The organism is Streptomyces sp. NPDC006743 (genome assembly GCF_040703815.1).
GTDB lineage: Bacteria > Actinomycetota > Actinomycetes > Streptomycetales > Streptomycetaceae > Streptomyces.
In genome coordinates, this window is the sequence record NZ_JBEYJA010000003.1 from 88,854 (window position 1) to 112,203 (window position 23,350).

22 protein-coding genes are annotated in these 23,350 nt (G+C 73.0%); 9 read left to right on the forward strand and 13 right to left on the reverse strand.

The window, feature by feature from the left end:
• From afsQ1 to ABZ719_RS03490, 5 genes are all read left to right on the forward strand, one after another.
• Positions 1–678: a two-component system response regulator AfsQ1 gene (gene afsQ1 / locus ABZ719_RS03470; RefSeq protein ID WP_158679181.1), complete on the forward strand. Its 678-nt coding sequence runs from the start codon at positions 1–3 to the stop codon at positions 676–678.
• Positions 675–2,300, forward strand: coding sequence for a HAMP domain-containing sensor histidine kinase (locus ABZ719_RS03475; RefSeq protein ID WP_366723574.1), 1,626 nt, complete (start codon positions 675–677; stop codon positions 2,298–2,300). The genes afsQ1 and ABZ719_RS03475 overlap by 4 nt, the downstream gene beginning before the upstream one ends.
• Positions 2,297–2,932: a hypothetical protein gene (locus ABZ719_RS03480; protein ID WP_366723575.1), complete on the forward strand. Its 636-nt coding sequence runs from the start codon at positions 2,297–2,299 to the stop codon at positions 2,930–2,932. The genes ABZ719_RS03475 and ABZ719_RS03480 overlap by 4 nt, the downstream gene beginning before the upstream one ends.
• A 237-nt stretch (positions 2,933–3,169) precedes the next feature.
• The gene (locus ABZ719_RS03485) at positions 3,170–3,754 is read left to right on the forward strand and encodes a VanZ family protein (RefSeq protein ID WP_366723576.1); all 585 of its coding nucleotides are present in this window, start codon (positions 3,170–3,172) and stop codon (positions 3,752–3,754) included.
• Positions 3,755–3,818: 64 nt separating this feature from the next.
• A complete protein-coding gene (locus ABZ719_RS03490) occupies positions 3,819–4,022 on the forward strand; it encodes a PspC domain-containing protein (protein WP_366723577.1) in 204 nt (67 codons plus the stop codon).
• Between the two features lie 88 nt (positions 4,023–4,110).
• Here ABZ719_RS03490 and ABZ719_RS03495 read toward each other — a convergent pair whose 3' ends face one another.
• Entirely contained in the window at positions 4,111–4,464 is a 354-nt protein-coding gene (locus ABZ719_RS03495; protein WP_366723578.1) for an ATP-binding protein, read from the reverse strand.
• A gap of 139 nt (positions 4,465–4,603) precedes the next feature.
• Positions 4,604–5,767 (reverse strand): adenosine deaminase, encoded by a 1,164-nt coding sequence (locus ABZ719_RS03500; protein ID WP_366723579.1) that lies wholly within the window; start codon positions 5,765–5,767, stop codon positions 4,604–4,606.
• A gap of 218 nt (positions 5,768–5,985) precedes the next feature.
• Between ABZ719_RS03500 and ABZ719_RS03505 the strand changes: the two genes are divergently transcribed.
• Complete coding sequence (locus tag ABZ719_RS03505; RefSeq protein ID WP_366723580.1) at positions 5,986–6,744, forward strand: alpha/beta hydrolase; 759 nt, start codon at positions 5,986–5,988, stop codon at positions 6,742–6,744.
• 211 nt (positions 6,745–6,955) lie between these two features.
• On the opposite strand, the gene ABZ719_RS03510 is transcribed toward ABZ719_RS03505, so the two are convergent.
• Positions 6,956–7,930 (reverse strand): LysR family transcriptional regulator, encoded by a 975-nt coding sequence (locus ABZ719_RS03510; RefSeq protein WP_366723581.1) that lies wholly within the window; start codon positions 7,928–7,930, stop codon positions 6,956–6,958.
• Positions 7,931–7,992: 62 nt separating this feature from the next.
• Between ABZ719_RS03510 and ABZ719_RS03515 the strand changes: the two genes are divergently transcribed.
• Together ABZ719_RS03515 and ABZ719_RS03520 are read left to right on the forward strand one after the other, a co-directional pair.
• Positions 7,993–9,333 carry an MFS transporter gene (locus ABZ719_RS03515; RefSeq protein WP_366723582.1) on the forward strand — a complete coding sequence of 447 codons (1,341 nt, stop codon included), beginning with the start codon at positions 7,993–7,995 and terminating at the stop codon, positions 9,331–9,333.
• 168 nt (positions 9,334–9,501) lie between these two features.
• Positions 9,502–10,518 carry a sigma-70 family RNA polymerase sigma factor gene (locus tag ABZ719_RS03520; RefSeq protein WP_366723583.1) on the forward strand — a complete coding sequence of 339 codons (1,017 nt, stop codon included), beginning with the start codon at positions 9,502–9,504 and terminating at the stop codon, positions 10,516–10,518.
• On the opposite strand, the gene ABZ719_RS03525 is transcribed toward ABZ719_RS03520, so the two are convergent.
• Entirely contained in the window at positions 10,402–10,788 is a 387-nt protein-coding gene (locus ABZ719_RS03525; protein ID WP_366723584.1) for an STAS domain-containing protein, read from the reverse strand. The genes ABZ719_RS03520 and ABZ719_RS03525 overlap by 117 nt on opposite strands.
• 235 nt (positions 10,789–11,023) lie before the next feature.
• On the opposite strand from ABZ719_RS03525, the gene ABZ719_RS03530 reads away from it, so the two are divergent.
• Positions 11,024–11,944 (forward strand): AEC family transporter, encoded by a 921-nt coding sequence (locus ABZ719_RS03530; protein WP_366723585.1) that lies wholly within the window; start codon positions 11,024–11,026, stop codon positions 11,942–11,944.
• 90 nt (positions 11,945–12,034) lie between these two features.
• Here the strand turns inward: ABZ719_RS03530 and ABZ719_RS03535 are convergent, their stop codons facing one another.
• From ABZ719_RS03535 to ABZ719_RS03575, 9 genes are all read right to left on the reverse strand, one after another.
• Complete coding sequence (locus ABZ719_RS03535) at positions 12,035–13,318, reverse strand: thymidine phosphorylase (RefSeq protein ID WP_366723586.1); 1,284 nt, start codon at positions 13,316–13,318, stop codon at positions 12,035–12,037.
• 88 nt (positions 13,319–13,406) lie between these two features.
• The gene (locus tag ABZ719_RS03540) at positions 13,407–13,811 is read right to left on the reverse strand and encodes a cytidine deaminase (RefSeq protein WP_366723587.1); all 405 of its coding nucleotides are present in this window, start codon (positions 13,809–13,811) and stop codon (positions 13,407–13,409) included.
• Positions 13,808–15,094, reverse strand: a complete 1,287-nt coding sequence (locus ABZ719_RS03545; RefSeq protein WP_366723588.1) for an ABC transporter permease — start codon at positions 15,092–15,094, stop codon at positions 13,808–13,810. Before ABZ719_RS03545 ends, ABZ719_RS03540 begins: the two co-directional genes overlap by 4 nt.
• The gene (locus ABZ719_RS03550) at positions 15,091–16,221 is read right to left on the reverse strand and encodes an ABC transporter permease (RefSeq protein WP_366723589.1); all 1,131 of its coding nucleotides are present in this window, start codon (positions 16,219–16,221) and stop codon (positions 15,091–15,093) included. Before ABZ719_RS03550 ends, ABZ719_RS03545 begins: the two co-directional genes overlap by 4 nt.
• A complete protein-coding gene (locus tag ABZ719_RS03555; protein WP_366723750.1) occupies positions 16,218–17,777 on the reverse strand; it encodes an ABC transporter ATP-binding protein in 1,560 nt (519 codons plus the stop codon). The genes ABZ719_RS03550 and ABZ719_RS03555 overlap by 4 nt, the downstream gene beginning before the upstream one ends.
• 175 nt (positions 17,778–17,952) lie before the next feature.
• A complete protein-coding gene (locus ABZ719_RS03560; RefSeq protein ID WP_366723590.1) occupies positions 17,953–19,011 on the reverse strand; it encodes a BMP family ABC transporter substrate-binding protein in 1,059 nt (352 codons plus the stop codon).
• Between the two features lie 621 nt (positions 19,012–19,632).
• Positions 19,633–20,895, reverse strand: a complete 1,263-nt coding sequence (locus tag ABZ719_RS03565; protein ID WP_366723751.1) for an amidohydrolase — start codon at positions 20,893–20,895, stop codon at positions 19,633–19,635.
• Between the two features lie 261 nt (positions 20,896–21,156).
• Complete coding sequence (locus tag ABZ719_RS03570; RefSeq protein ID WP_366723591.1) at positions 21,157–22,350, reverse strand: hypothetical protein; 1,194 nt, start codon at positions 22,348–22,350, stop codon at positions 21,157–21,159.
• Between the two features lie 52 nt (positions 22,351–22,402).
• Positions 22,403–23,341 carry an N-acetylneuraminate synthase family protein gene (locus tag ABZ719_RS03575; RefSeq protein ID WP_366723592.1) on the reverse strand — a complete coding sequence of 313 codons (939 nt, stop codon included), beginning with the start codon at positions 23,339–23,341 and terminating at the stop codon, positions 22,403–22,405.
• Positions 23,342–23,350: the final 9 nt, after the last annotated feature.

Here is a 23,350-nt window from a genome sequence, read left to right on the forward strand (position 1 = left end):
GTGCCTTCCCTGTTGCTGATCGAGGACGACGACGCCATCCGGACGGCCCTGGAGCTCTCACTGACGCGCCAGGGACACCGGGTGGCCACCGCTGCCAGTGGTGAGGACGGTCTGAAGCTGTTGCGCGAGCAGCGGCCGGACCTGATCGTGCTGGATGTGATGCTGCCCGGCATCGACGGGTTCGAGGTGTGCCGGCGCATCCGGCGCACGGACCAGTTGCCGATCATCCTGCTCACCGCGCGCAGCGACGACATCGACGTGGTGGTGGGCCTGGAGTCCGGCGCCGACGACTACGTCGTCAAACCCGTGCAGGGGCGGGTGCTGGACGCCCGGATCCGGGCCGTGCTGCGGCGCGGTGAGCGGGAGGCGAACGACGCGGCGGCCTTCGGCAGCCTGGTCATCGACCGCGCGGCCATGACGGTGACGAAGAACGGCGAGGACCTCCAGCTGACCCCGACCGAGCTGCGGCTGCTCCTGGAGCTGAGCCGGCGGCCCGGTCAGGCGCTGTCCCGGCAGCAGTTGCTGCGGCTGGTGTGGGAGCACGACTACCTCGGTGACTCGCGGCTGGTGGACGCCTGTGTGCAGCGGCTGCGGGCCAAGGTGGAGGACGTGCCGTCGTCGCCGACGCTGATCCGGACCGTGCGCGGGGTCGGTTACCGCCTGGACGCGCCTCAGTGACCAAGGAGCAAGGGGGGTCCGGCGGCTGGTCCGCGGGACGCAAGGGAGTGCTGTCCAGGTGGCGGTTCACCAGTCTGCGGCTGCGGCTGGTCGTCGTCTTCGCGCTGGTGGCGCTGACGGCCGCCGTCTCGGCGTCCGGGATCGCGTACTGGCTCAACCGTGAGGCGGTGCTGACGCGCGCGCAGGACGCCGTGCTGCGGGACTTCCGGCAGGAGATGCAGAACCGGGCGGGCACGCTGCCGGTGCACCCCTCGCAGGACCAGTTGCAGCACACCGCCGGCCAGATGGCGGGCAGCAGCCAGCGGTTCAGTGTGCTGCTGGTCGGCCAGGACACGGACGGCCGCGCGGTGTACGCCAGTTCGGGCGGGCTGAGCGGTTTCTCGCTCCAGGACGTGCCGAAGACGCTGCGGACCGCCGTGAACAAGGAGCAGTCGCTCTCCTCGGGCAACACCTCGGCGTACCACCTGTACTGGCAGCGGGTCACCGAGCACGGCACGCCGTACCTGGTGGCCGGGACCAGGGTGATCGGCGGCGGTCCGACCGGTTACATGCTCAAGTCGCTGGAGCCGGAGGCCAAGGACCTCAACTCGCTGGCCTGGTCGCTGGGGATCGCGACCGCGCTGGCGCTGGTGGGGGCGGCGCTGCTCGCGCAGGCGGCCGCGACGACCGTGCTGAAGCCGGTGCACCGGCTCGGTGTCGCCGCGCGGCGGCTCGGCGAGGGCCGGCTCGACACCCGGCTGCGGGTGTCCGGCACGGACGAACTGGCCGATCTCTCGCGGACGTTCAACAACGCGGCCGAGGCGCTGGAGAAACGGGTCGCCGACATGGCGGCCCGGGACGAGGCGTCCCGGCGCTTCGTGGCGGACATGAGCCATGAGCTGCGGACGCCGCTGACCGCCATCACCGCCGTGACGGAGGTGCTGGAGGAGGAGCTGGAGTTCGAGGGCGGCGGCATCGATCCCATGATCGAACCGGCGGTACGGCTGGTGGTCAGCGAGACGCGGCGGCTGAACGACCTGGTCGAGAACCTGATGGAGGTCACCCGTTTCGACGCGGGCACGGCCCGGCTGGTGCTGGACGACGTGGACCTCGCCGACCAGATCACCGCGTGCATCGACGCGCGGGCCTGGCTGGACGCGGTGGAGCTGGACGCCGAGCGCGGCCTGCACGCCCGGCTGGACCCGCGCCGCCTCGACGTCATCCTCGCCAACCTGATCGGCAACGCGCTCAAGCACGGCGGTTCGCCGGTGCGGGTGTCGGTGCGGGAGTCGGCCGGGGAGACCGAGGAGGACGCGCAGATCGTGATCCAGGTACGCGACCACGGCCCCGGCATCCCCGAGGACGTCCTGCCGCACGTCTTCGACCGGTTCTACAAGGCGAGCGCGTCCCGGCCGCGTTCGGAGGGCAGCGGACTGGGGCTGTCCATCGCCCTCAACAACGCCCACATCCACGGCGGTGACATCACCGCGGCCAACTCGCCCGAGGGCGGTGCGGTGTTCACGCTGCGGCTGCCGCGGGACGCCTCGGCGCTCACCGAGGAGGGCGCGGAGGGCGCCGGGGACCGAAGCGGCGACGGCGAGGGCACCGGCGCGGCCGGTGGCACGAAGGGGGGTGCCCGGTGAGGGCGCGCGGAACCCGCGGACGCTGGACGTCCGCCCACCGGCCGCTGCTGGCACTGCCCGCCCTGGCCCTGCTGCTCGCCGGGTGCGGCATCCGTCCCACGGGGGTGCCCACGGACTTCGGCGGGGCACCCTCCCGGGTGCCGTGCTCGCTGTCCCAGCCCGACCTGGCCACGCAGACCTCGCGGGGGGTGCCGGTGCAGGCGTTCCTGCTGTGCGGCTCGTCGCTGGTGACCGTGGACCGGGTGGTGCCGGTGCCGGAGGGCACGGCGGACGCGCGGCGGCGGCTGATCGTGGCGCAGGGCCTGCTGAGCCAGCTCGCGGCGCCGCCGTCGGCCAGTGAGAAGGCGGCCGGGTACACCACGCACGTCCCGGCCGGTCTGACCGTGTCGGGGCCGCGCCCGAAGGACCCCGAGGACAGCCTGCGGCTGAGCACCGCGCCGGGCCGTCTCGACCCCTACGCGCTCGCGCAGATCGTCTGCACGCTGTCCGACTCGGCGGCGGCCGAGGGCGACGGCTCGGTGGTCCTCGGCGGCCCCGCCGAGGACCGCCTGCACCGTTACGAGTGCACGGACGACCTCCGTTCCCGCCCCGGCACGACGAGACCCCCGTCGGCGGACGTCACCCCCGCCTGACCCCCTGCCCGGGCCGCCCGGGCCGTGCGCACCGCGCCGGGCCCGGCCGGGCTCCGGTCGCGGCCCGGCCGCCCGGGGTGCCCCTGCCCCGGCCGCCCGTGGCTCTCGCGCCCCGGTGTCCCGCCGCCCGCCGTGGCGCGCGGGTCCGGTGGCCGCAGGCCGTGTGGTGTGGGACTCATCGGGGCGGGAGACGGGTTTTCCGGAACCGATCGTGCGAGGGGGCGCGTCTTGGGGGGCGTGCAGCTTCAAGGCTCCATCGGCGGCAGCGCCGCGTTCCGCGTCCGCGTGACAGGAGGTGTCCTCCTCGTCGCCCATCTCGCGTTCGTCGCCTGGCTGATGCTGCGGCCGCTGGACGTCCCGTGGGTGATGCCGGCGAATCTGCGGCCGCTCACCACGATCCGCGCCGACCTGGCGCTGGGCGGCACCGAGGCGGTCCGGCGCATCGGGGAGGGGCTGGTGCTGCTGGCCCCGCTGGGAGTGCTGCTGCCGCTCGTGCACGGCAGGGTCCTGGCCGTCTCCCCGGTGGCGTCCGGGGTCCGTACGACCGCCGCCGGCGCCCTGGTGTCCCTGGGGATCGCCCTGCTGCAGACCGGCGTGCCCGGGCGGGTGGTGGACGTCGACACCCTGCTCCTGAACACCGCCGGGGTGGCCCTCGCCCACCTCGCGGTCGTCCCCGCGGCACGCGCCCTGCTGCGCCGCGGGGCAGAGCGGCGCGACGGGTGGGCGGTACGTCAGGAGGACACCTCTCAGGGGCGGACCCCGACGATTCCCAGGGTCGGGATCGCCCCGTGGAGCGACGCTTTGCCCCCTTCGTCTCCGTAGCGTGGTGGTCAGACGGGGCCGCCGACGGGGAGGCTCCGCACCGACAGTCCACGGAGGCACCGAGATGAGCGCCCTTTCCCGCCCCACCAACGGCCGCGTGATCGGCGGAGTGTGTGCCGCGCTGGCCCGGCGCTTCGGCACCTCCGCGACGACGATGCGCGTGATCTTCCTGCTGTCCTGCCTGCTGCCGGGCCCGCAGTTCCTGCTCTACATCGCGCTGTGGATCCTGCTGCCCGCCGAGGACAAGGCGGCCCGCACGGCGTGGTAGCCGCGGTGACCGGACGCCGCCGGGGCGCACCCCGGACCAAGGGGTGCGCCCCGGCGGCGTACCGGCGAAGCCGTCGAGCGGGTGCGGTTCAGCCCAGCGGCAGACCGTTCACCGGCAGGCCGTGCGTGGGCAGGCCGTTGACGGGCAGTCCGCCGAGCAGGCCGGCGACCGGGGCGGTCGGGCCGTGCTCCAGCATGCTCTGGACCACCGGCTGGGCCGCGGCGAGGCCCGTCGCGACGGCCGGCTTGGCCTGGTCCAGTGCCTGACCGGCCCCCGGCAGCGTCTTGGTGACGTTCTCCGTGGGGAGCGCCTTGCTGACGGTGCCCAGCGCCTGGCCGGCGTCCGGGGCGGCGGGCGCGGCGTTCGCGGCACCCGCGCCGGCCGCGGCGAACGCGGCACCGAGGGCGGCGACACCGAGGGTCTTGACAGCAGACTGCTTCATGAAAATGCGTCCTTGACTGGAAGACGGGGGGACTGAGCGGTCCTCGACCGTAAACATGTCGGGTGTCGCACCGCAAACATCAAAATCCCAACGGGTGACAAAACCGTTTCACCCGGCCCGGCCCGCACTTTCTCTTCAATCAGTCCTCGTGAGTCGAAGAACCCCTGGTGGGGGCGGTCTGGCGGAACAGCCATTCGGATTTCAGGGCCGCGTACCCCGGCTTGATCACGTCATTGATCATGGCCAGTCGTTCATCGAAAGGAATGAACGCTGATTTCATCGCATTGACGGTAAACCACTGGATGTCGTCGAGCGTGTAACCGAATGCGTCGACAAGGTGCTCGAATTCCCGGCTCATGCTGGTGTGGGACATCAGCCGGTTGTCCGTGTTGACCGTGACGCGGAAGTGCAGGCGCCGCAGCAGACCGATCGGGTGCTCCGCGTAGGAGACGGCGGCTCCGGTCTGGAGGTTGGAGCTGGGGCACAGCTCCAGCGGGACGCGCTTGTCGCGGACGTAGGCGGCCAGCCGGCCGAGTTCGACACTGCCGTCCTCGCGGACGTGGATGTCGTCGATGATCCGCACCCCGTGGCCGAGCCGGTCGGCGCCGCACCATTGCAGCGCCTGCCAGATGGAGGGCAGCCCGAAGGCCTCCCCGGCGTGGATGGTGAAGTGGTTGTCGGCCCGCTTCAGGAATTCGAAGGCGTCCAGGTGCCGGGTGGGCGGGTGACCGGCCTCGGCGCCCGCGATGTCGAAGCCGACGACCCCCGAGTCCCGGTAGCGGTCGGCGAGTTCGGCGATCTCCAGGGAGCGGGCCGCGTGCCGCATGGCGGTGAGCAGGGCGCCGATCCGGATGCGGCGGCCGTCCGCGCGGGCGGCCCTCTCCCCCTGCCGGAAGCCCTCGTCGACCGCCTCGACGACCTCCTCCAGGCTGAGGCCGCCCTCCAGGTGCTGCTCGGGGGCGTAGCGCACCTCGGCGTAGACGACACCGTCCGCGGCGAGGTCCTCGGCGCACTCGCGGGCGACCCGGACGAGCGCGTCGCGGGTCTGCATCACGCCGACCGTGTGGGAGAAGGTCTCCAGGTACCGCTCCAGCGAGCCGGAGCCGGCGGCCTCGCGGAACCACAGGCCGAGCTTGTCCGGATCGGTCTCGGGCAGGTCCGCGTAGCCGGCGGCACGGGCCAGGTCCACGACGGTCGCCGGGCGCAGCCCGCCGTCGAGGTGGTCGTGCAGCAGGACCTTGGGCGCGCGGCGGATCTGGTCACGGCTCGGGGCACTCCCCGCAAGGGCAGGCTGGCTCGTCATTTCCGCACTCTAACTCCTACGCGCGTAGAGAGAGCCGTAGGCGGCACACCGGCGTCCCGCGCGTACCGCCGTGCGTCCTCGCCGTACGCACCTCGCCGTGGGGGGGGCGTCCGCTCGGGTGGCCGGTACCCGTCCGTACATCCACACATCCACGCCGATACGTAACGGTGACCGCACGGACGGGTCGCGTACACCCGGCCTTCTGACACTGTTCTGTCATGGCACAGCAAGCGACGCCGGTTCGCACGGCCCGGCTGGGGAGGACGCTCGGCCCGGAGCCGACCGCGGTGAGCGGAGCGGTGCTGCTGCTCCCGGCGGGCCGGGAGGTGTCCGCGCGCAGACCCCACGCCCTGACGGCCGCCCCGGTGCGCGCCCTGGGGCGCCGGCTGGCCCGCGTGGGCCGCGCCGACGGCCTGGCGACCCACGTGGTGCACTACCGCTACCACGGCTGGAACGGCAGCGAGGCGCACCTCGCGCACGACGCCGCCTGGGCCGTGGAGGAGACCGTACGGCGCTACGGAGACGTCCCCGTGTGTCTGGCCGGTCTCGACATGGGCGGCCGGGCGGCCCTGCACGCGGCCGGGCACGAGGCCGTCAACTCGGTGGTGGCGATCGCCCCCTGGCTGCCCGAGGACGACGTCGCCGCCTCGCCCGAACCGGTGAAGCAGCTCGCCGGCCGGCAGGTGCTGGTCGTGCACGGCACGAACGACGAACGCACCAACCCCGAGCTGTCCTTCCGCTTCGCGGAGCGTGCGAAGAAGGCGAACCGGGACGTGTGCCGGTTCGAGGTCCACGCCGACGGGCACGGGTTACGGCAGTACCGCGACGAAGTGGCCGCGCTCACCGCGAACTTCGTGATGGGCGCGCTGTTCGGCCGGGACCTGTCGCGGCCGGTGCGGGACGCGCTGGCGGCACCACCGCCGCTGGGGCTGCGGATGCCGCTGGCGGCGGGGTTCGGGAAGACGCTGCGGCAGTGACCGCACCGTCGTGGCCGAGGCCGCACCGCCCGGCCACCGCACCGTCGCGGCGGGAACCGGCCCGCCCGGCCACCGCACCGTCGCGGCGGGAACCGGCCCGCCCGGCCACCGGACCGTCGCGGCCAGGCCCCTCCGCCCGGCCGCCGCGCCCGCGCGCGCCGGAACGGGGCACTGCCCGTCGCGTCGGCGCGCGGGCCCCTGACGGCACCGGCTACGGCAGCAGTCTGCCCCGCCGGGAGAGCAGGAACTTCTTGAAGGCCGCCACCGGCGGTGTGTCCGGGTGGCCCTCCAGCCAGGCCACGCCGATCTCGCGCACCGCGCGCGGCGCCGTGACCGTCAGTTCGGCCACGCCCGGCCGGGGCACGGCGGGCGGCGGGAGGAGGGCAACCCCGAGCCCGGCCGCCACCAGGCCCCGCAGCGTCTCCGTCTCCTCCCCCTCGAAGGCGATCCGCGGGGTGAAGCCCGCCTCCCGGCACAGCGCGTCCGCGATACGGCGCATGCCGTACCCCGGCTCCAGGGTCACGAAGGTCTCCTCGGCGGCCTCGGCGAGCCGGATGCGGCGGCGGCCGGCGAGCCGGTGGTCGGCGGGGACGACCAGGCGCAGCTTCTGCTCGTCCAGGCGCCGGGCGACCAGGTCGGGGGCGTCGGGGACGGGTGAGGTCAGGCAGAGGTCGAGTTCGCCCGCGCGCAGCCGCTCCAGCATGGCCTCGCCGTAGTTCTGCACGAGGCTGAAGCGGACGCGGGGGTGGTCGGCGCGGAAGGCCTGGAGGAGGCCGGGCACGGTCTCGGCGCCCATGGTGTGCAGGAAGCCGAAGGCGACCTTGCCGGTGGCCGGGTCGGCGTCGGCGCGCACCTCCTCGGCGGCGCGCCGGACCTCGGCGAGGGCGCGTTCGACGGAGCCGAGGAAGGTGCGTCCGGCGGGCGTGAGGGACACGGTCCGGCCGCGCCGGGCGAACAGGTCGACGCCGAGGTCCTGTTCCAGGCGGACCATGGCCCGTGACAGCGTGGACTGCGGGACCCGCATCTCCTGCGCCGCGCGCGTCACGTGCTCGGTGCGGGCGACACCGGCGAAGTAGGCGAGCCGCGGCGCGAGCAGCCGCGCGACCTCCTCCTCACCGTTCCCGCGCATGACTTCTGTGTCACCGGACGGTGACACGCGCCGCTGTGACCTCCGCTGATGCACCATGGGAACGATTATGGCGAGTGTGTGCATTGGACGGATGAACGCGGGGTTCCTACCGTCGAAGCATGTCTCCCGCCGATACCGGGGCGTCCACCGCCGTGGACGCCGCGAACGCCGCCCCCGCCGCCTCTCCCGCCGCCCGCGCCGCCACTTCCGGCGCGCCCGCCGCTTCCCCCGCCGCCGACTCCCGGATGGCGCCGGACGGCCCCGGCTACCGCCGGATGAGCCTCGCGCTCTTCCTCGCCGGGGTCGCCACCTTCGCCCTGCTGTACTCCACGCAGGCCCTGCTCCCGCTGATCTCCGGGGAGTTCGGGGTGGCGGCGAGCGAGGCGAGCTGGACGGTGGCGGCGGCGACCGGGGGTCTGGCGCTCTTCGTCCTGCCGATGAGCGCGCTCTCGGAACGCTTCGGGCGGCGCACGGTGATGACGGCGTCGCTGGCGGTCGCGGTGGTGGTCGGCCTGCTGGTGCCCTTCGCCCCGTCGCTGGGCGCGCTGGTGGCGCTGCGGGCCCTGCAGGGGGCCGCGCTGGCCGGACTGCCCGCCTCGGCGCAGGCGTACCTGGCCGAAGAGGTCCGCCCCAAGGCGCTGGTCACCGCGATCGGTCTGTTCGTCGCGGGCAACAGCGTCGGCGGGATGAGCGGGCGGGTCATCACCGGCTGGGTCGCCCAGGAGTGGGGCTGGCGGGTCGCCGTCGGGATCGTCGGGGTGATCGCGGTCGGGTGCGCGGTGGCCTTCCGCGTGCTGCTCCCGGCGCCGCGCCACTTCACGCCGGGCTCGCTGCGCCCGCGCGTGCTGGCCGGGACGGTCCGCGACCACCTGGCCGACCCGCTGCTGCGGCGCCTGTACGCGATCGGCGCGCTGTTCATGACGGTGTTCGGCGGCGTCTACACGGTGATCGGGTACCGCCTGACCGAGGCGCCGTTCTCGCTCCCGCAGGGCATCATCGGGTCGATCTTCCTGGTGTACCTGGTGGGCACGGTGTCGGCTTCCACGGCCGGCCGGCTGGTGGGCCGGCTGGGCCGCCGGGGCGCCCTGTACCTGGCGGGCGGGACCACGGCCGCGGGTCTGCTGCTGTCCCTGACGGACTCGGTGGCGTTCGTCCTGCTGGGCCTGGTCCTGATCACCGCGGGCTTCTTCGCCGGTCACGCGGTCGCCTCCTCGGCGGTCAGCAGGACCGCGACGCACGGCCGCGCGCAGGCCTCCGCGCTCTACCAGTCGGCGTACTACATCGGTTCCAGCGTCGGCAGCACGGTCGGCGCGACGGCCTTCCACGCCCAGGGCTGGAGCGGGACCGTCGGTGTGGGACTGCTGGCGGTCGCGGGGGTCGTGACGATCACGGTGCTCGGCTCGCGGGCGGCCCGGCGGTCGGCCGCGCGGGGCGGGCGCCCCGGGCCGGCGGCCGCGTAGCCGCCGGCCGCGCCGGCCGGTCCCGCGGCGACCGGTCCCGCGCCGACCCCCTCCGGCCTGCCGTTTCTCCGAGTCCGCGGGCCATTGTCAGTGGGCTGCGGTAGCTTCCGGAGTGCCGGGTGCGACGACGCACCCGGACGGGACGGCCACAGGGGTGGGTGGACGACGATGGGCAACGGGACGGCGGCGCCGGCGGACCTGGACATGCAGTTGGAGAAGTACCGGGTCGAGCTGACCGGTTACTGCTACCGCATGCTCGGTTCGTCCTTCGAGGCGGAGGACGCGGTCCAGGACACGATGGTGCGCGCCTGGCGCGGCCACGACCGGTTCGAGGGCCGCTCCAGCCTCCGTTCCTGGCTGTACCGGATCGCGACCAACGTCTGCCTGGACATGCTGACGGCGGGCGGCAAGCGGGCCAGACCGATGGACCTGACCGAGTCGACGCCGCTGGCCCGGGCCGCCCTGGCGCCCCGCCCCGACAACACGTGGCTGGAGCCGGTGCCGGACAGCCGGGTGCTGCCCGCCGTCGAGGACCCGGCGGAGGCGGCGGTCGCCAAGGAGTCCGTACGGCTGGCCTTCATGGCCGCGCTCCAGCAGCTTCCGCCCAAGCAGCGGGCCGTGCTGATCCTGCGGGAGGTGCTGGCCTGGAAGGCGAGCGAGGTCGCCGAGCTGCTCGGCACCACGGTCGCCTCGGTCAACAGCGCGCTCCAGCGGGCCCGCGCCACGCTCGCCGAGCGGGAGGAGGCCGGTGCCCGCGCCGACGTGTCCGACCCGCTGGACGAGGAGCAGCGAAAGCTCCTGGAGCGCTACGTGAAGGCGTTCGAGGGGTACGACATGACGGCCCTGACCGCGTTGCTGCACGAGGACGCGATCATGACGATGCCGCCGTTCGACCTGTGGCTCACCGGCCCGGCGGACATCACCGGCTTCATGACGACGATGGGCGCGGCCTGCGCGAACTCCCGGCTGGTGCCGGTCGAGGCCAACGGCCTGCCCGCCTTCGCCCAGTACAAGCCGGACCCGGACAAGGGCGGGTTCGCCCCGTGGGCCGTGCAGGTCCTGGAGATCTCAGCGGGCCGCATCACCGGGTTCCACTGCTTCCTGGACACCCAGCGGTGGTTCCCGCTCTTCGGGCTGCCCCTCCACCTCGAAGGCGAGGCCGACCAGGTCCAGCAGGGCGGGTAGCGCGGGATCGGGGTCGCGCAGCCGGATCCGGCCGCCGGCCCGCCGGGCGGCGAGCTGGAGCCGCGCCAGCAGGTCGACGGCCGCCAGTCCGGGCGGCCCGAGCCCGCCGACGTCGCAGACGACGACCGCGGCCGGTCCGGCCTGCAGCAGCGACCGCACGTCGGCGCAGAGCCCGGCCACCTCCTCACGTGCGACGGGGCCGGGCAGCACGAGCACGGCGGGTGTCTGGGCATCCACGTCGGGTAGACCGGCGGGCCCGGCGGAACTCATCGGCCGGCCCCCGCCGGCGAGCCGTCGCGCGCCGGGCGTGAGCAGACGCCGGAGGTGGGCACGCCCTTGCCGCAGCGGCTGCCGGAGGACCCCGCCGCTGACGCGCCGGGCCCCGGCGGAGATCACATTGACCCGCTCCGCCGCCGCCCCGGAGGGTGGGCGGCATGCGCCGACGATCAGCCCCGCCCCCGCAATCCCGGATACGCGCCGGTCTCCCGTCCGCCGAGGGGGCCCTGTGCAGGGGGTGCTGACCGGGTTCGCGGTCATCGCGGTCGTCATCGCGGTCGGTTACGTGCTCGGGCGGCGCGGTTCGCTCGGCGACCAGGGCCGCGAGGTGCTGACCCGGCTGGCCTTCCAGGTCGCCACCCCGGCCCTGCTGTTCACGACGCTCGCGGGGGCCGACCTGTCGGTGGTCTTCTCCAGCCGGCTGCTGGTGACCGCGATGAGCACGGCGGCGGCAGCGGGCGTGTTCACGGTGGTCGGTGTCGTACGGCACTGGGGCGTGGGCCGCACCACCATCGGCGCCCTGTGCTCCAGTTACGTCAACTCCGGCAACCTGGGCATCCCGATCGCCGCGTACGTCCTCGGTGACGCCTCGCTGGTGGCGCCGGTCCTGCTGTTCCAGCAGATCGTCGTCACGCCGGTCGCGCTGACGGTGCTCGACCTGTCCGGCGCGGGCGAGAAGGGCCCGCTGTGGCGGCGGCTGCTCACGCCGCTGCGCAATCCGGTCGCGGTGGGCGCGCTGAGCGGCGTCCTGGTCTCCGCGAGCGGGGTGCGCGTCCCCGGCCCGGTCATGGAGCCGCTGACGCTGATCGCCCACATGTCGGTCCCGGCCGTCCTGCTGGCCTTCGGCATCGCCCTGCGCGGCAGCGCGGCCCCGGGCCGGGGACGGGAGCGGCATCCGGTGCTGCTGTCGGTGGCGCTGAAGTCGGTGGGTCAGCCGGTGGCCGCCTGGGCCCTGGCGGCGGGCCTGTTCGGGATGCACGGCGCCGCCCTGCTGGACGTGGTGGTGACCTCGGCACTGCCCGCGGCGCAGAACCTGTTCACCTACGCCGGGCGCTACCAGGTCGGTGAGACCCTGGCCCGCGAGTCGATCCTGCTGTCGACGGTGCTGGCGGTGCCGGTCCTGGTGGCGGTGGCCGCGCTGCTGGGGTGAGCAACCGGCGGACCGCGGCCGGTGCCGGACATGCCGAACGGGTCCGGTGGCGGTCCACCGGACCCGTTCGGCCGGGTACGGAGCGGCGGGTCAGGCGATGCGCTCCAGCACCACCGGGGACGCGGTGAAGTCCGTGCCGGCCGGTGCGATGTCGTAGGAGCCGGCCACGGCCTGCAGGGCGTACTCGAAACGCTCGGGGGTGTCCGTGTGCAGGGTGAGCAGGGGCTGGCCCGCGGTGACCGGGTCGCCGGGCTTGGCGTGGAGTTCCACGCCCGCCGCCGCCTGCACCGGGTCCTCCTTGCGGGCGCGGCCCGCGCCCAGCCGCCAGGCGGCCACGCCGATGTCGTAGGCGTCCAGGCGGGTGAGGACGCCGGCGGAGGCGGCCTTGATCACGTGCTGTTCCTTCGACGTGGGCAGCGGCGCGTCCGGGTCGCCGCCCTGCGCGGCGATCATGCGGCGCCAGACGTCCATCGCGGAGCCGTCGGCCAGGGCCCTGGCCGGGTCGGCGTCCTTCAGGCCGGCCGCGTCCAGCATCTCGCGGGCGAGTGCCAGGGTCAGTTCGACGACGTCCGCCGGCCCGCCGCCCGCCAGGACCTCCACGGACTCGCGGACCTCCAGCGCGTTGCCGGCCGTCAGGCCGAGCGGGGTCGACATGTCCGTCAGCAGCGCGACCGTCCGCACACCGTGGTCGGTGCCGAGACCGACCATGGTGGACGCCAGTTCACGGGCGTCCCCGATCGTCTTCATGAAGGCGCCGGAGCCGACCTTCACGTCCAGGACCAGCGAACCGGTGCCCTCCGCGATCTTCTTGGACATGATGGAGGAGGCGATCAGCGGGATCGCCTCGACCGTGCCGGTCACGTCCCGCAGTGCGTAGAGCTTCTTGTCGGCGGGCGCGAGGCCGTCACCGGCCGCGCAGATCACCGCGCCGACGCCGTCCAGCACGGACAGCATCTCCTCGTTGGACAGCAGGGCGCGCCAGCCGGGGATCGACTCCAGCTTGTCCAGGGTGCCGCCGGTGTGGCCGAGACCGCGGCCCGACAGCTGCGGGACGGCCGCGCCGCAGGCGGCGACCAGCGGGGCCAGCGGCAGGGTGATCTTGTCGCCGACGCCGCCGGTGGAGTGCTTGTCGGCGGTGGGCCGCGACAGCGAGGAGAAGTCCATCCGCTCGCCGGAGGCGATCATCGCGGCGGTCCAGCGGGCGATCTCCCGGCGGTCCATGCCGTTGAGCAGGATGGCCATGGCGAGCGCGGACATCTGCTCGTCGGCGACCTCCCCGCGGGTGTACGCGTCGATGACCCAGTCGATCTGCTCGTCGCTGAGTCCGCCGCGGTCCCGCTTGGTGCGGATGACGGAGATGGCGTCCATGGCCATGGCGTTCGCTTCCTTCCAGGGTGCGAAGGGGGTTCCCAAGGGTGCGGCCCCCCGGCGCCGCGGTGGGCGCCGGGGGGCCGCACGGGGCTTACTTGGCGAGATGGTCCGGCCCGAAGGCCTGCGGGAGCATCTCGGACAGCGGCAGGATGCCCGCCGGGGTCTCCAGGAGCAGGTCCGGCCCGCCGAACTCGTACAGCAGCTGGCGGCAGCGCCCGCACGGCACGAGGATGTCGCCGTTGCCGTCCACGCAGGTGAAGTGGGTCAGCCGGCCGCCGCCGGTGTTCTGCAGCTGCGAGACCAGACCGCACTCGGCGCACAGGCCGATCCCGTAGGAGGCGTTCTCGACGTTGCAGCCGGTGACGGTGCGTCCGTCGTCGACCAGGGCGGCGACGCCGACCGGGTAGCCCGAGTAGGGCGCGTAGGCCCGGCTCATCGCCGCCCGCGCCTGCTCGCGCAGGGCGTCCCAGTCGACGGTCGTCGCGTCCGGTGTCACTTGCCCTGTCCCTTCCGGTAGCGCAGTCCGTCCGCCTTGGGCATCCGCAGCCGCTGCGCCGACAGCGACAGCACCAGCAGGGTGACGACGTACGGGGTGGCGCCGACGAAGTCGCTCGGCACCTCGTCCGTGAACAGGTACCACAGCAGGACGAGGACGGCCATGACTGCACTGACCACACCCTGCACCAGCGCCTTGCGGTACAGCTTCCAGCCGGCCAGCGCGGCGAGCAGCACGACCAGCAGGAGCAGCAGCGCGTGCACGGTCTCGCCGCCGTTGCGCAGTTGCAGCGCGTCGGAGAAGCCGAACAGGCCCGCGCCCATCGCGAGGCCGCCGGGACGCCAGTTGCCGAAGATCATCGCTGCGAGGCCGATGTAGCCGCGCCCGCCGGTCTGGCCCTCCAGGTAGGTGTGGGAGGTGACCAGGGCGAGGAAGGCGCCGCCGAGGCCCGCGAGGCCGCCGGAGACGGCCACGGCCGCGTACTTGTAGGTGTAGACGTTGACGCCGAGGGACTCGGCGGCGACCGGGTTCTCGCCGCAGGAGCGCAGCCGCAGACCGAACGGGGTGCGCCACAGCACCCACCAGCTGCCGGCGAACAGCAGCACGGCCAGGATCGTCACCACGGACAGGTTGGTGACCAGGCCGCCGATGATGCCGGCGAGGTCGGAGACCAGGAACCAGTGGTGCTTCTCCAGCGACACGAGGCCGTCGGAGAGGCCGGGCACGGTGACGTGCGGCAGGGCGTCCGCGGGCGGGGACTGCTTGGGGTTGCCGCCCGCGTCGGCGGCCTTGCCGTCGGCGAAGAACAGCTTGGCGAGGTACTGGGTGGCGCCGAGCGCCAGCAGGTTGATGGCGACACCGGAGACGATGTGGTCGACGCCGAAGGTGACGGTCGCCACCGCGTGCACGAGACCGCCGAGGACACCGAAGCCGATGCCGCACAGCAGGCCGAGCCACGGGCTGGACTGCCAGCCGACCCAGCCCGCGCCGAAGGTGCCGAGGATCATCATGCCCTCGAGGCCGATGTTGACCACGCCGGACCGCTCGGACCACAGGCCCGCCAGGCCGGCGAGGCCGATCGGGACGGCGAGGCCGAGTGCGGCGCCGACCTGTCCGGCGGAGTCGAGCTGGTCGGCGCCGGTGATCACCCGGACGGCGGCCACGAGCAGCAGGGCGCCGGCGACGAGCATGAGGATCTGGCCGAAGGAGCGGCCCGACCGCCGGGAGCCGTTGTCCGCCTTGGGCGCCACGGGCGGCGGCGCGTCAGTCATCGTGGCAGTCATCCCGCCACCTCCTGCTTCGTCTTCGGAGCGATGGCCTGGGCGGCGAGTTCGGCGCCGACCCGCTGCTGCTGGCGCTTGAGGCCGTAGCGGCGGACGACCTCGTAGGCGATCACGACGCACAGGACGATGACGCCCTGGATCACGCCGAGGATCTCCTTGTCGTAGCCCTGGAACTCCAGGTGGTTCGTGGTGCGCTCCAGGAAGCCCCACAGCAGGGCGCCGAGCGCGATGCCGATCGGGTGGTTGCGGCCGAGCAGCGCGATGGCGATGCCGGTGAAGCCGATGCCCGCCGGGAAGTCGTTGCTGAACTGGTGGCTGTCGTTGAGCAGGGTCGGCATGCCGATCAGACCGGCCACCGCTCCCGAGATGACCATGCTGGTGGCGACCATCTTCTTCACCGACACACCGCTCGCGGCGGCCGCGCTCTCGGACTGGCCGACGGTGCGCAGGTCGAACCCGAACCGGGTGCGGCCGAGCACGAACCAGTAGGCGACGCCGACGAGCGCGGCGATGACGATGAAGCCCCACAGTTCGCCGGCCGCGCCGGTGTCGAAGCCGAAGAAGTACGACGACTTCGGCAGCGGCTTGGTGGAGACGAGGGTGCCGCCCTGCTGGAGTTCGCCGAGCTTCCCGGGCTGGAGCAGGTAGGCGATGACCGCGGTGGCGATCGAGTTCAGCATGATGGTCGCGATGACCTCGCTGACGCCCCGGGTCACCTTCAGGATGCCGGCGATGGCCGCCCACAGGGCGCCGGTCGCCATCGCGCAGAGGATGATCAGCGGGACGGCGATCCAGCCGGGCGCGCTCAGCGCGCCGCCGAGGACGGCGGCCACGAACGCGGCGAGCCGGTACTGGCCGTCGACACCGATGTTGAACAGGTTCATCCGGAAGCCGACGGCCACCGCGACGCCCGCAAGGTAGTACGTCGTCGCCTTGTTCAGGATGTAGACCTGGCTGTCGCTGGCCGAACCGTAGGTGATCATGTCGCTGAACGCGTCGGCGGGGTTCTTGCCGGTCGCGAGGATCACCAGTGTGGTGACGACGAGCGCGGCGACCACCGCCAGCAGCGGTGCCGCGATCCCGAGGAGCAGCCGCTCCTTGTCGATGCGTGAGGTCAGCTTGTTCATCGCACGTCGTCCTCTGTCTGCTCCAGGTGGCCGGCGGCGGCACCCGTCATGGCGGAGCCCAGCGCCTCGGGGGTGACCGTGGCGGGGTCGGCGTCGGCGACCAGGCGTCCGCGGTACATCACCCGCAGGGTGTCGGAGAGCCCGATCAGCTCGTCCAGGTCCGCGGAGATCAGCAGCACGGCCAGGCCCTCGCGGCGGGCCTCGCGGATGTGGTCCCAGATGGCCGCCTGGGCGCCGACGTCCACGCCGCGGGTGGGGTGGGCGGCGATGAGCAGCTTGGGGTCGTGGCTCATCTCGCGGCCGACGATCAGCTTCTGCTGGTTGCCGCCGGACAGCGAGGCCGCGGTGACCTCGATGCCGGGGGTGCGGACGTCGTAGGCCCGCACGATCCGCTCCGTGTCGGCGCGGGCGGCCTTGATGTCGAGGAGGGCGCCGCGCGAGTTGGGCCGTTCGGCGACGTGGCCGAGGATGCGGTTCTCCCACAGCGGCGCTTCCAGGAGCAGACCGTGGCGGTGGCGGTCCTCGGGGACGTAGCCGATGCCGGCCTGGCGGCGGCCGCGGGTCGAGGTGCGGGAGATGTCGGCGCCGTCGAGCGTGATGGTGCCGGTGTCGGGCCTGCGGATGCCCATGATCGCCTCGACCAGCTCGGACTGGCCGTTGCCCTCGACACCGGCGATGCCCAGGACCTCGCCCTTGCGGATGGTGAGGGAGACGTCGTCCAGGATGACCCGCTCGATGCCGTCCAGGTCGGTCTGCGTCAGGCGCAGGCCGTCCACGGTGAGCAGGGGGACGTCCGTGACGGTGGACTCCTCGGTCGCCGGGGTGGGCAGTTCGCTGCCGACCATCAGCTCGGCGAGCTGGCGGGGGGTGGTCTCGCCCGGCTCGACCGTGCCCACGGTGGTGCCGCGCCGGATGACGGTGATGTCGTCGGCGACGGAGAGCACCTCGCCCAGCTTGTGGGAGATGAAGATGACGGTGAGGCCCTCGGCCTTCAGCTCGCGCAGGTTGTCGAAGAGCGCGTCGACCTCCTGCGGCACGAGCACGGCGGTCGGCTCGTCCAGGATGAGGGTCTTGGCGCCGCGGTAGAGGACCTTGAGGATCTCCACGCGCTGGCGGTCGGCGACGCCCAGCTCCTCCACCAGCACGTCCGGGCGGACGCCCAGGCCGTAGGCGTCGGAGATCTCCTTGATCCGGGCGCGGGCCCGGCCGCCGATGCCGTGCAGCTTCTCCGCGCCCAGGACGACGTTCTCCAGGACGGTGAGGTTGTCGGCGAGCATGAAGTGCTGGTGGACCATGCCGATGCCGCGGGCGATGGCGTCACCCGGATTGCTGAGGACGACCTGTTCACCGTTGACCGTGATGGTGCCCTCGTCCGGCTGCTGCATGCCGTAGAGGATCTTCATCAGGGTGGACTTGCCGGCGCCGTTCTCACCGCACAGTGCGTGGACGGTGCCCGTGCGGACCGTGATGTCGATGTCGCGGTTGGCGACGACGCCGGGGAAACGCTTGGTGATGCCGCGCAGTTCGACGGCAGCGGGAGGGCTGGACGCGTTGATGGCGCACTCTCCTCGGGGAAAGGGGCTGCGTAGGGGAGGGCAGGCGTCGGCGACGCTAGCGCGGCAACTCGGTGCTACACGCGTAGAGTTGACACATTGTTATGGCTCGGCGAAGGGTGCCGGAGCGGGCACCCCCCGCCGAGCCGAGATCCGACGACCGACCGGGACCGTCAGGTCACGGGGTGGTCTTGACCTTGGTCTGACCGTCGACGATCTTCTTCTTCGCGGCGTCCAGCTTGGGCTGGATGTCGGTCAGGAAGCCCCCGCTGGTGGACAGCGAGACACCTTCCTTGGCGAGGGAGTAGACGTTGTTGCCCGCCAGCGGCTTGCCGTCGCGCACGGACTTGATGAGGTCGTAGACGCCGACGTCGACGTTCTTGACGACCGACGTCAGGATCGAGTTCTTGTACTTGGCCAGACCCGGGATGTTGAACTGGTCGGAGTCCACGCCGATGGCCCAGGCGCCCTTGGCGCCGCTGACGGCCTCGATCGCGCCGTTGCCGGAGGAGCCGGCCGCCGTGTAGATGACGTCGGCGCCCTTGTCGAGCATGCCCTGCGCGGCCTCCTTGCCCTTGTCGGGGCTGGCGAAGCCGGAGGTGTCCGAGCCGTGGGACAGGTACTGGGTGTCGACCTTGATCTTGGGGTTCGTCTCCTTGACGCCCTGGACGAAGCCCGCCTCGAACTTCTTGATCAGCGGGACGTCGACGCCGCCGATGAAGCCGACGTGGTCCTTCTTCGTCTTCAGCGCCGCCGCGACACCGGCGAGGTAGGAGCCCTGCTCCTCGGTGAAGGTGATGCTGTCGACGTTCTTGCCGTTCACGACCGAGTCGACGATGCCGAAGGTGGTCTTCGGGTACTTCGCGGCGACCTTGGTCATGGAGGGCGCGTAGGCGTAACCGACGGCGACGATCGGGTTGTAACCCGCGTCCGCCAGGTCCGACAGGCGCTGCTCGCGGTCGGCCTCGGTGTCGGAGGTCTTGGCGGTCAGCTCCTTGACGGAACCGCCGAACTCCTTCTCGGCCTTGTCGGCACCGCGCGCGGCGGAGTCGTTGAAGGACCGGTCACCACGGCCGCCGACGTCGTAGGCGAGACCGATCTTGACACCCTTGCCGCCGTCGCCCGAGGACGAGGACGAGCCGGCGCTGTCGGAGGAGGTGCTGCCACAGGCGGTGGCAGTCAGTGCGAGTGCTGCGGAGGCGATACACGCAGCGGAAAGCTTGGCAACCCGGCGCACGGGAAGGCTCCTTCACCTGACCTGAGCGCCGTGTCGGCGCTTGATGTGAGCACCGTTGCGGTGCTCGAGCCGAGACGCCCTGGCGGCGTCGGCCTCGGCATCGTAACGCGCGTAGATGTCAGAAAAAGACCTCTTCCAAAGCCGTTATCGATTCGAGGCAAACGGCGTCTGAACGCCGGGTCCCGCGCATGTGCGCGCGGGTTCCGGGCCCGTCCGGGGAGCGGCCGCCGGCCTCCGCCGGACGACACCACCGTGGCCGGAAACCGCCGTCGCGGCAGCGGCGGGGCGGAGGGGCGGAGGGGTTCGGTGGAGGCGCCGGGAGGCACGCTCCCCCGGCCGCGGACCACGCGGCGGCACCGGCCCGGGCGCGCGGGGCGGGCGTTTCCTGTGCGGCCGGGTCCGGGGCGGGGGCGGCGACGCGGACGCGCTCGGTCCGGGCCGGGGTGCGGCCCGGGGTGCTCGCGCACGCTCAGTGCTCCCGGATGCGATGCGACTGCTCAGCCCATCGGCCCGCCCGCGCCGCGCGCCGGCCCACCCGCTCGGCCGGACGCGCCCGCTCAGCACGCCGGCGCACCCGTCCCGTGGGCGGGCGCGGCCGTTCAGTGCGGCGGGCGCGGCCGATCAGTGGGTCGGGTGCAGCAGTGCCGCCGCCGTGAACAGTTCCACGCCCACCCGGATCGCGGACTCGTCGGCGTCGAAGTCGCCCTGGTGCAGGTCGCGCAGGGTGCGTTCGCCGGGGGTGCGGACGCCGAGGCGGGCCATGGCGCCGGGGACCTGTTCCAGGTACCAGGAGAAGTCCTCGCCGCCCAGGCTCTGCTCGGTGCCCTCCACGGAGTCCGCGCCGCGCCGTGCCGTCATGGCCTCACGCAGCAGTTCGGTCACCACCGGTTCGTTGACGACCGGCGGCACCCCGCGCACGTAGTTGATCTCCGACTTGGCCTTGTGCAGGTTGGCCACCTCGTCGATCGCGGCGACCACGATGTCGGGGGCGTGCCGCCAGGCGTTGATGTCCAGGCAGCGCACGGTGCCGGCCAGCTCGGCGTGCTGCGGGATGACGTTGGGGGCGTGGCCCGACTCGATCCGCCCCCAGGTCACGGCGAGCCCGGCGCGGGTGTCGATCCGGCGGCCGACGAGCGCGGGCACGTCCGTGACGACGCGGGCGGCGGCGGTGACCAGGTCGGTCGTCAGGTGCGGCCGGGCGCTGTGCCCGCCGGGGCCGTCGAGGGAGACCTCGAGGCGGTCGCAGGCGGAGGTGATGGCGCCCTGGCGCAGGCCGATCATCCCGGCGTCCACTCGGGGGTCGCAGTGCACGGCGATGATCCGGCTCACGCCGCTGAGCACGCCGGCCTTGATCGCCTCGGCGGCACCGCCGGGCAGCACCTCCTCGGCGGGCTGGAAGACCAGCCGCACGGGCCGGGGCAGCAGCCCCTCGCGGTGCAGACCGGCGAGGACCAGTCCGGCGCCGAGCACGACGGTGGTGTGCACGTCGTGGCCGCAGGCGTGGGCGCGGTCGGGCACCGTCGAGCGGTAGGGGGACTCGCTCTTGGTGTCCGGGATCGGCAGCGCGTCGATGTCGGCGCGCAGCGCGAGCATGTCGCGGGCGCCGTCGCCGTCCCCGGCGTCCTCCCCGATGCCCGTGTCGTCGCCGGGCTCCCTGCCGATGTCGCAGACGAGTCCGGTCCCGGAGGGCAGCACGCGGGGCCTGAGTCCCGCCTTCTCGAGCCGCGCCTTGATCGCGGCGGTGGTACGGAACTCCTGGTTGCCTAGCTCGGGGTGCATGTGCAGGTCGCGGCGGAACGCGACGAGCTCGGCGAACAGTGCCTCCGGCAGGGTGCCGGGAAGGGCGGTCTCCGCGGGATGGTCGGCCTCGGACTCTGGGGACATCAGCTGGTTCACCCTCTGAAGGGTATGACGCCGGGCCGGTCAACTACCCCTCGATCAACAAAAGTTCAGCCCGTCAGGGGAAAGAATGACCGACCGTCGGCGCATAGGTGTCGGCGGGGATGGGTACACTCGCCCGCCTTGAGCGGCCGAGCGTACGTCTTTTGTTCTTTCCTCCAGACATACCACGTACCGTCCGGATCACGCCCGAAATGTTCGCCTGCTGGACGTTCCGGCGGCCCGGCGGGCCCCGGACACCGGCCGCTACGGGGCTCGGGGCGCCGTCCGGTCGGGCAGGGCCGCGCTCGTGACGCGGTGCACGTCGGGGGCCGTCCCGGTCACCCCGGACAGGAAGCCCTCGGCGCGCGGCGAGGCCGTCGCCGTCAGCCAGCTCGGGTCGATGTCGCAGACGGTCACGCGGACGCCGGTGCCGGCCAGGGCGAGCGGCAGCGTGTGCACGACCGTGGAGGGGAAGCTGAGGACCGTACGGCCGATGGGGCCGCGGCGGGCTATGAGCTCCAGGGGCAGTTCGGGACGGACCACCTCCAGGCCGGTCTCCACCGCCAGCCGGTGCAGTTTCTCCGCGCTCTCGCGGCGGTGCGCGAAGTAGCGGGTGGCGCCGTGCGCCTCGGCCAGCGCGCGGACGGCGGCGAGGTAGCGGTCGCCGTCCACCACGCCGGTCTCGACCAGCGAGGTGCCCACGAGGTCCGCGCCGGCGGTGACCCGGGGCGGCCCGAAGCGGGCCCGGGTCCACACGAACCGGTTCGCGGTGACGCTCACCCCGTCCGGGACGGCGTCGATCGGCATGGAGGAGAAGACCTCCACCCGCCGCCCGCCCCGGCCGGCGCCGGGGGCGAGGCGGCGGCGGGCGGCGGCGGACACCGGGGCGAAGAGCAGGTCCCGGGGGCCGGGCCGGCCGCCCTTGCGGTGCCAGCGCACCAGCCGCTCGCCGCGGCTGAGCTGGGCGGTGAACTCCATGGTCGCCGTGCCGTCGTCCACGACCACGAGGTCACGCGCCTTCGTGATCGTCAGCAGCAGCTGCACGTAGCGGGAGAACGGGTCCCCCATCACCACCCGCTCCGCCCGCCGCAGCTCCCCCGCCAGCCCGCCGACGGTCTGGAACGGCGCCGACGCCCCGCCCCGCGCCTCCTCCCACCGCACCTCGTGCCCCTCGTCCCGGGCCAGCTCCGCCATGCGCCGCAGCTGGCCCCGGGTCATCGGGTCGGTGGGGGCCAGCACGACGAGGGTGAGCAGGCCCCGGACGGGCCCGGCGGACGCGGGCGGCGGGCTGTGGCCGTCCTCCGTGGCCGGGCGCCGGGCCGGGGCCGAGAGGCCGTGCGCGTGCGCCCACTCCAGGACGTTCAGGAGCTGGACCGGGCTCTCGACGAAGGCGAGCGTGCGGGTGGGGGGCGGGGTGCCGGGGGAAGCGGGGCCGGCGGTGCCGGCGCGGGGGCTCATCGGCGTACGACCGTTCCGTCGCGTGAGGGTGAGGGGCTGGACGGGCTCGGCCTCACACCGCGACCGGCTCGCCCGCCGCCGCGGCGATCTCCGCCTCGGCCACGACACCGGTGACGCGGCGCAGCTTCTTCATCGGGCCCAGCTCGGAGTCGTAGACCTTCTTCACGCCGTCGCCGAGCGAGGCCTCGATGGTGCGGATGTCGCGGACGAGGCGGGTCAGGCCCTGCGGCTCCACGGAGGCGGCCTGGTCGGACCCCCACATCGCCCGGTCCAGGGTGATGTGGCGCTCGACGAAGGCGGCGCCGAGGGCGACCGCGGCGAGCGTGGTCTGCAGGCCGGTCTCGTGGCCGGAGTAGCCGATCGGGACGTTCGGGAACTCCTTCTCCAGCGTGTTGATCACGCGCAGGTTCAGTTCCTCGGCCTTCGCCGGGTAGGTGGAGGTGGCGTGGCACATGAGGATGTTGTCGGAGCCGAGGACCTCGACCGCGTGCCGGATCTGCTTCGGGGTGGACATGCCGGTGGACAGGATGACCGCGCGGCCGGTGGCGCGCAGGGCGCGCAGCAGCTCGTCGTCGGTCAGGGAGGCGGAGGCCACCTTGTGGGCGGGGACGTCGAACTTCTCCAGGAAGGCGACGGCCTCGGTGTCCCACGGGGAGGCGAACCAGTCGATGCCCTTCTCCTTGCAGTACGCGTCGATCTGGCGGTACTCGTCCTCGCCGAACTCCACGCGGTGGCGGTAGTCGATGTAGGTCATCCGGCCCCAGGGGGTGTCCCGCTCGATGTCCCACTGGTCGCGGGGGGTGCAGATCTCCGGGGTGCGCTTCTGGAACTTGACGGCGTCGCAGCCGGCTTCGGCGGCCACGTCGATGAGCTTGAAGGCGTTCTCCAGCTCACCGTTGTGGTTGATGCCGATCTCACCGCAGATGTAGACGGGCCTGCCGGGGCCGACCTCGCGCGAACCGAAGGTGCGCAGACGGGAGTTGGTGCTCATGAGGGGGTT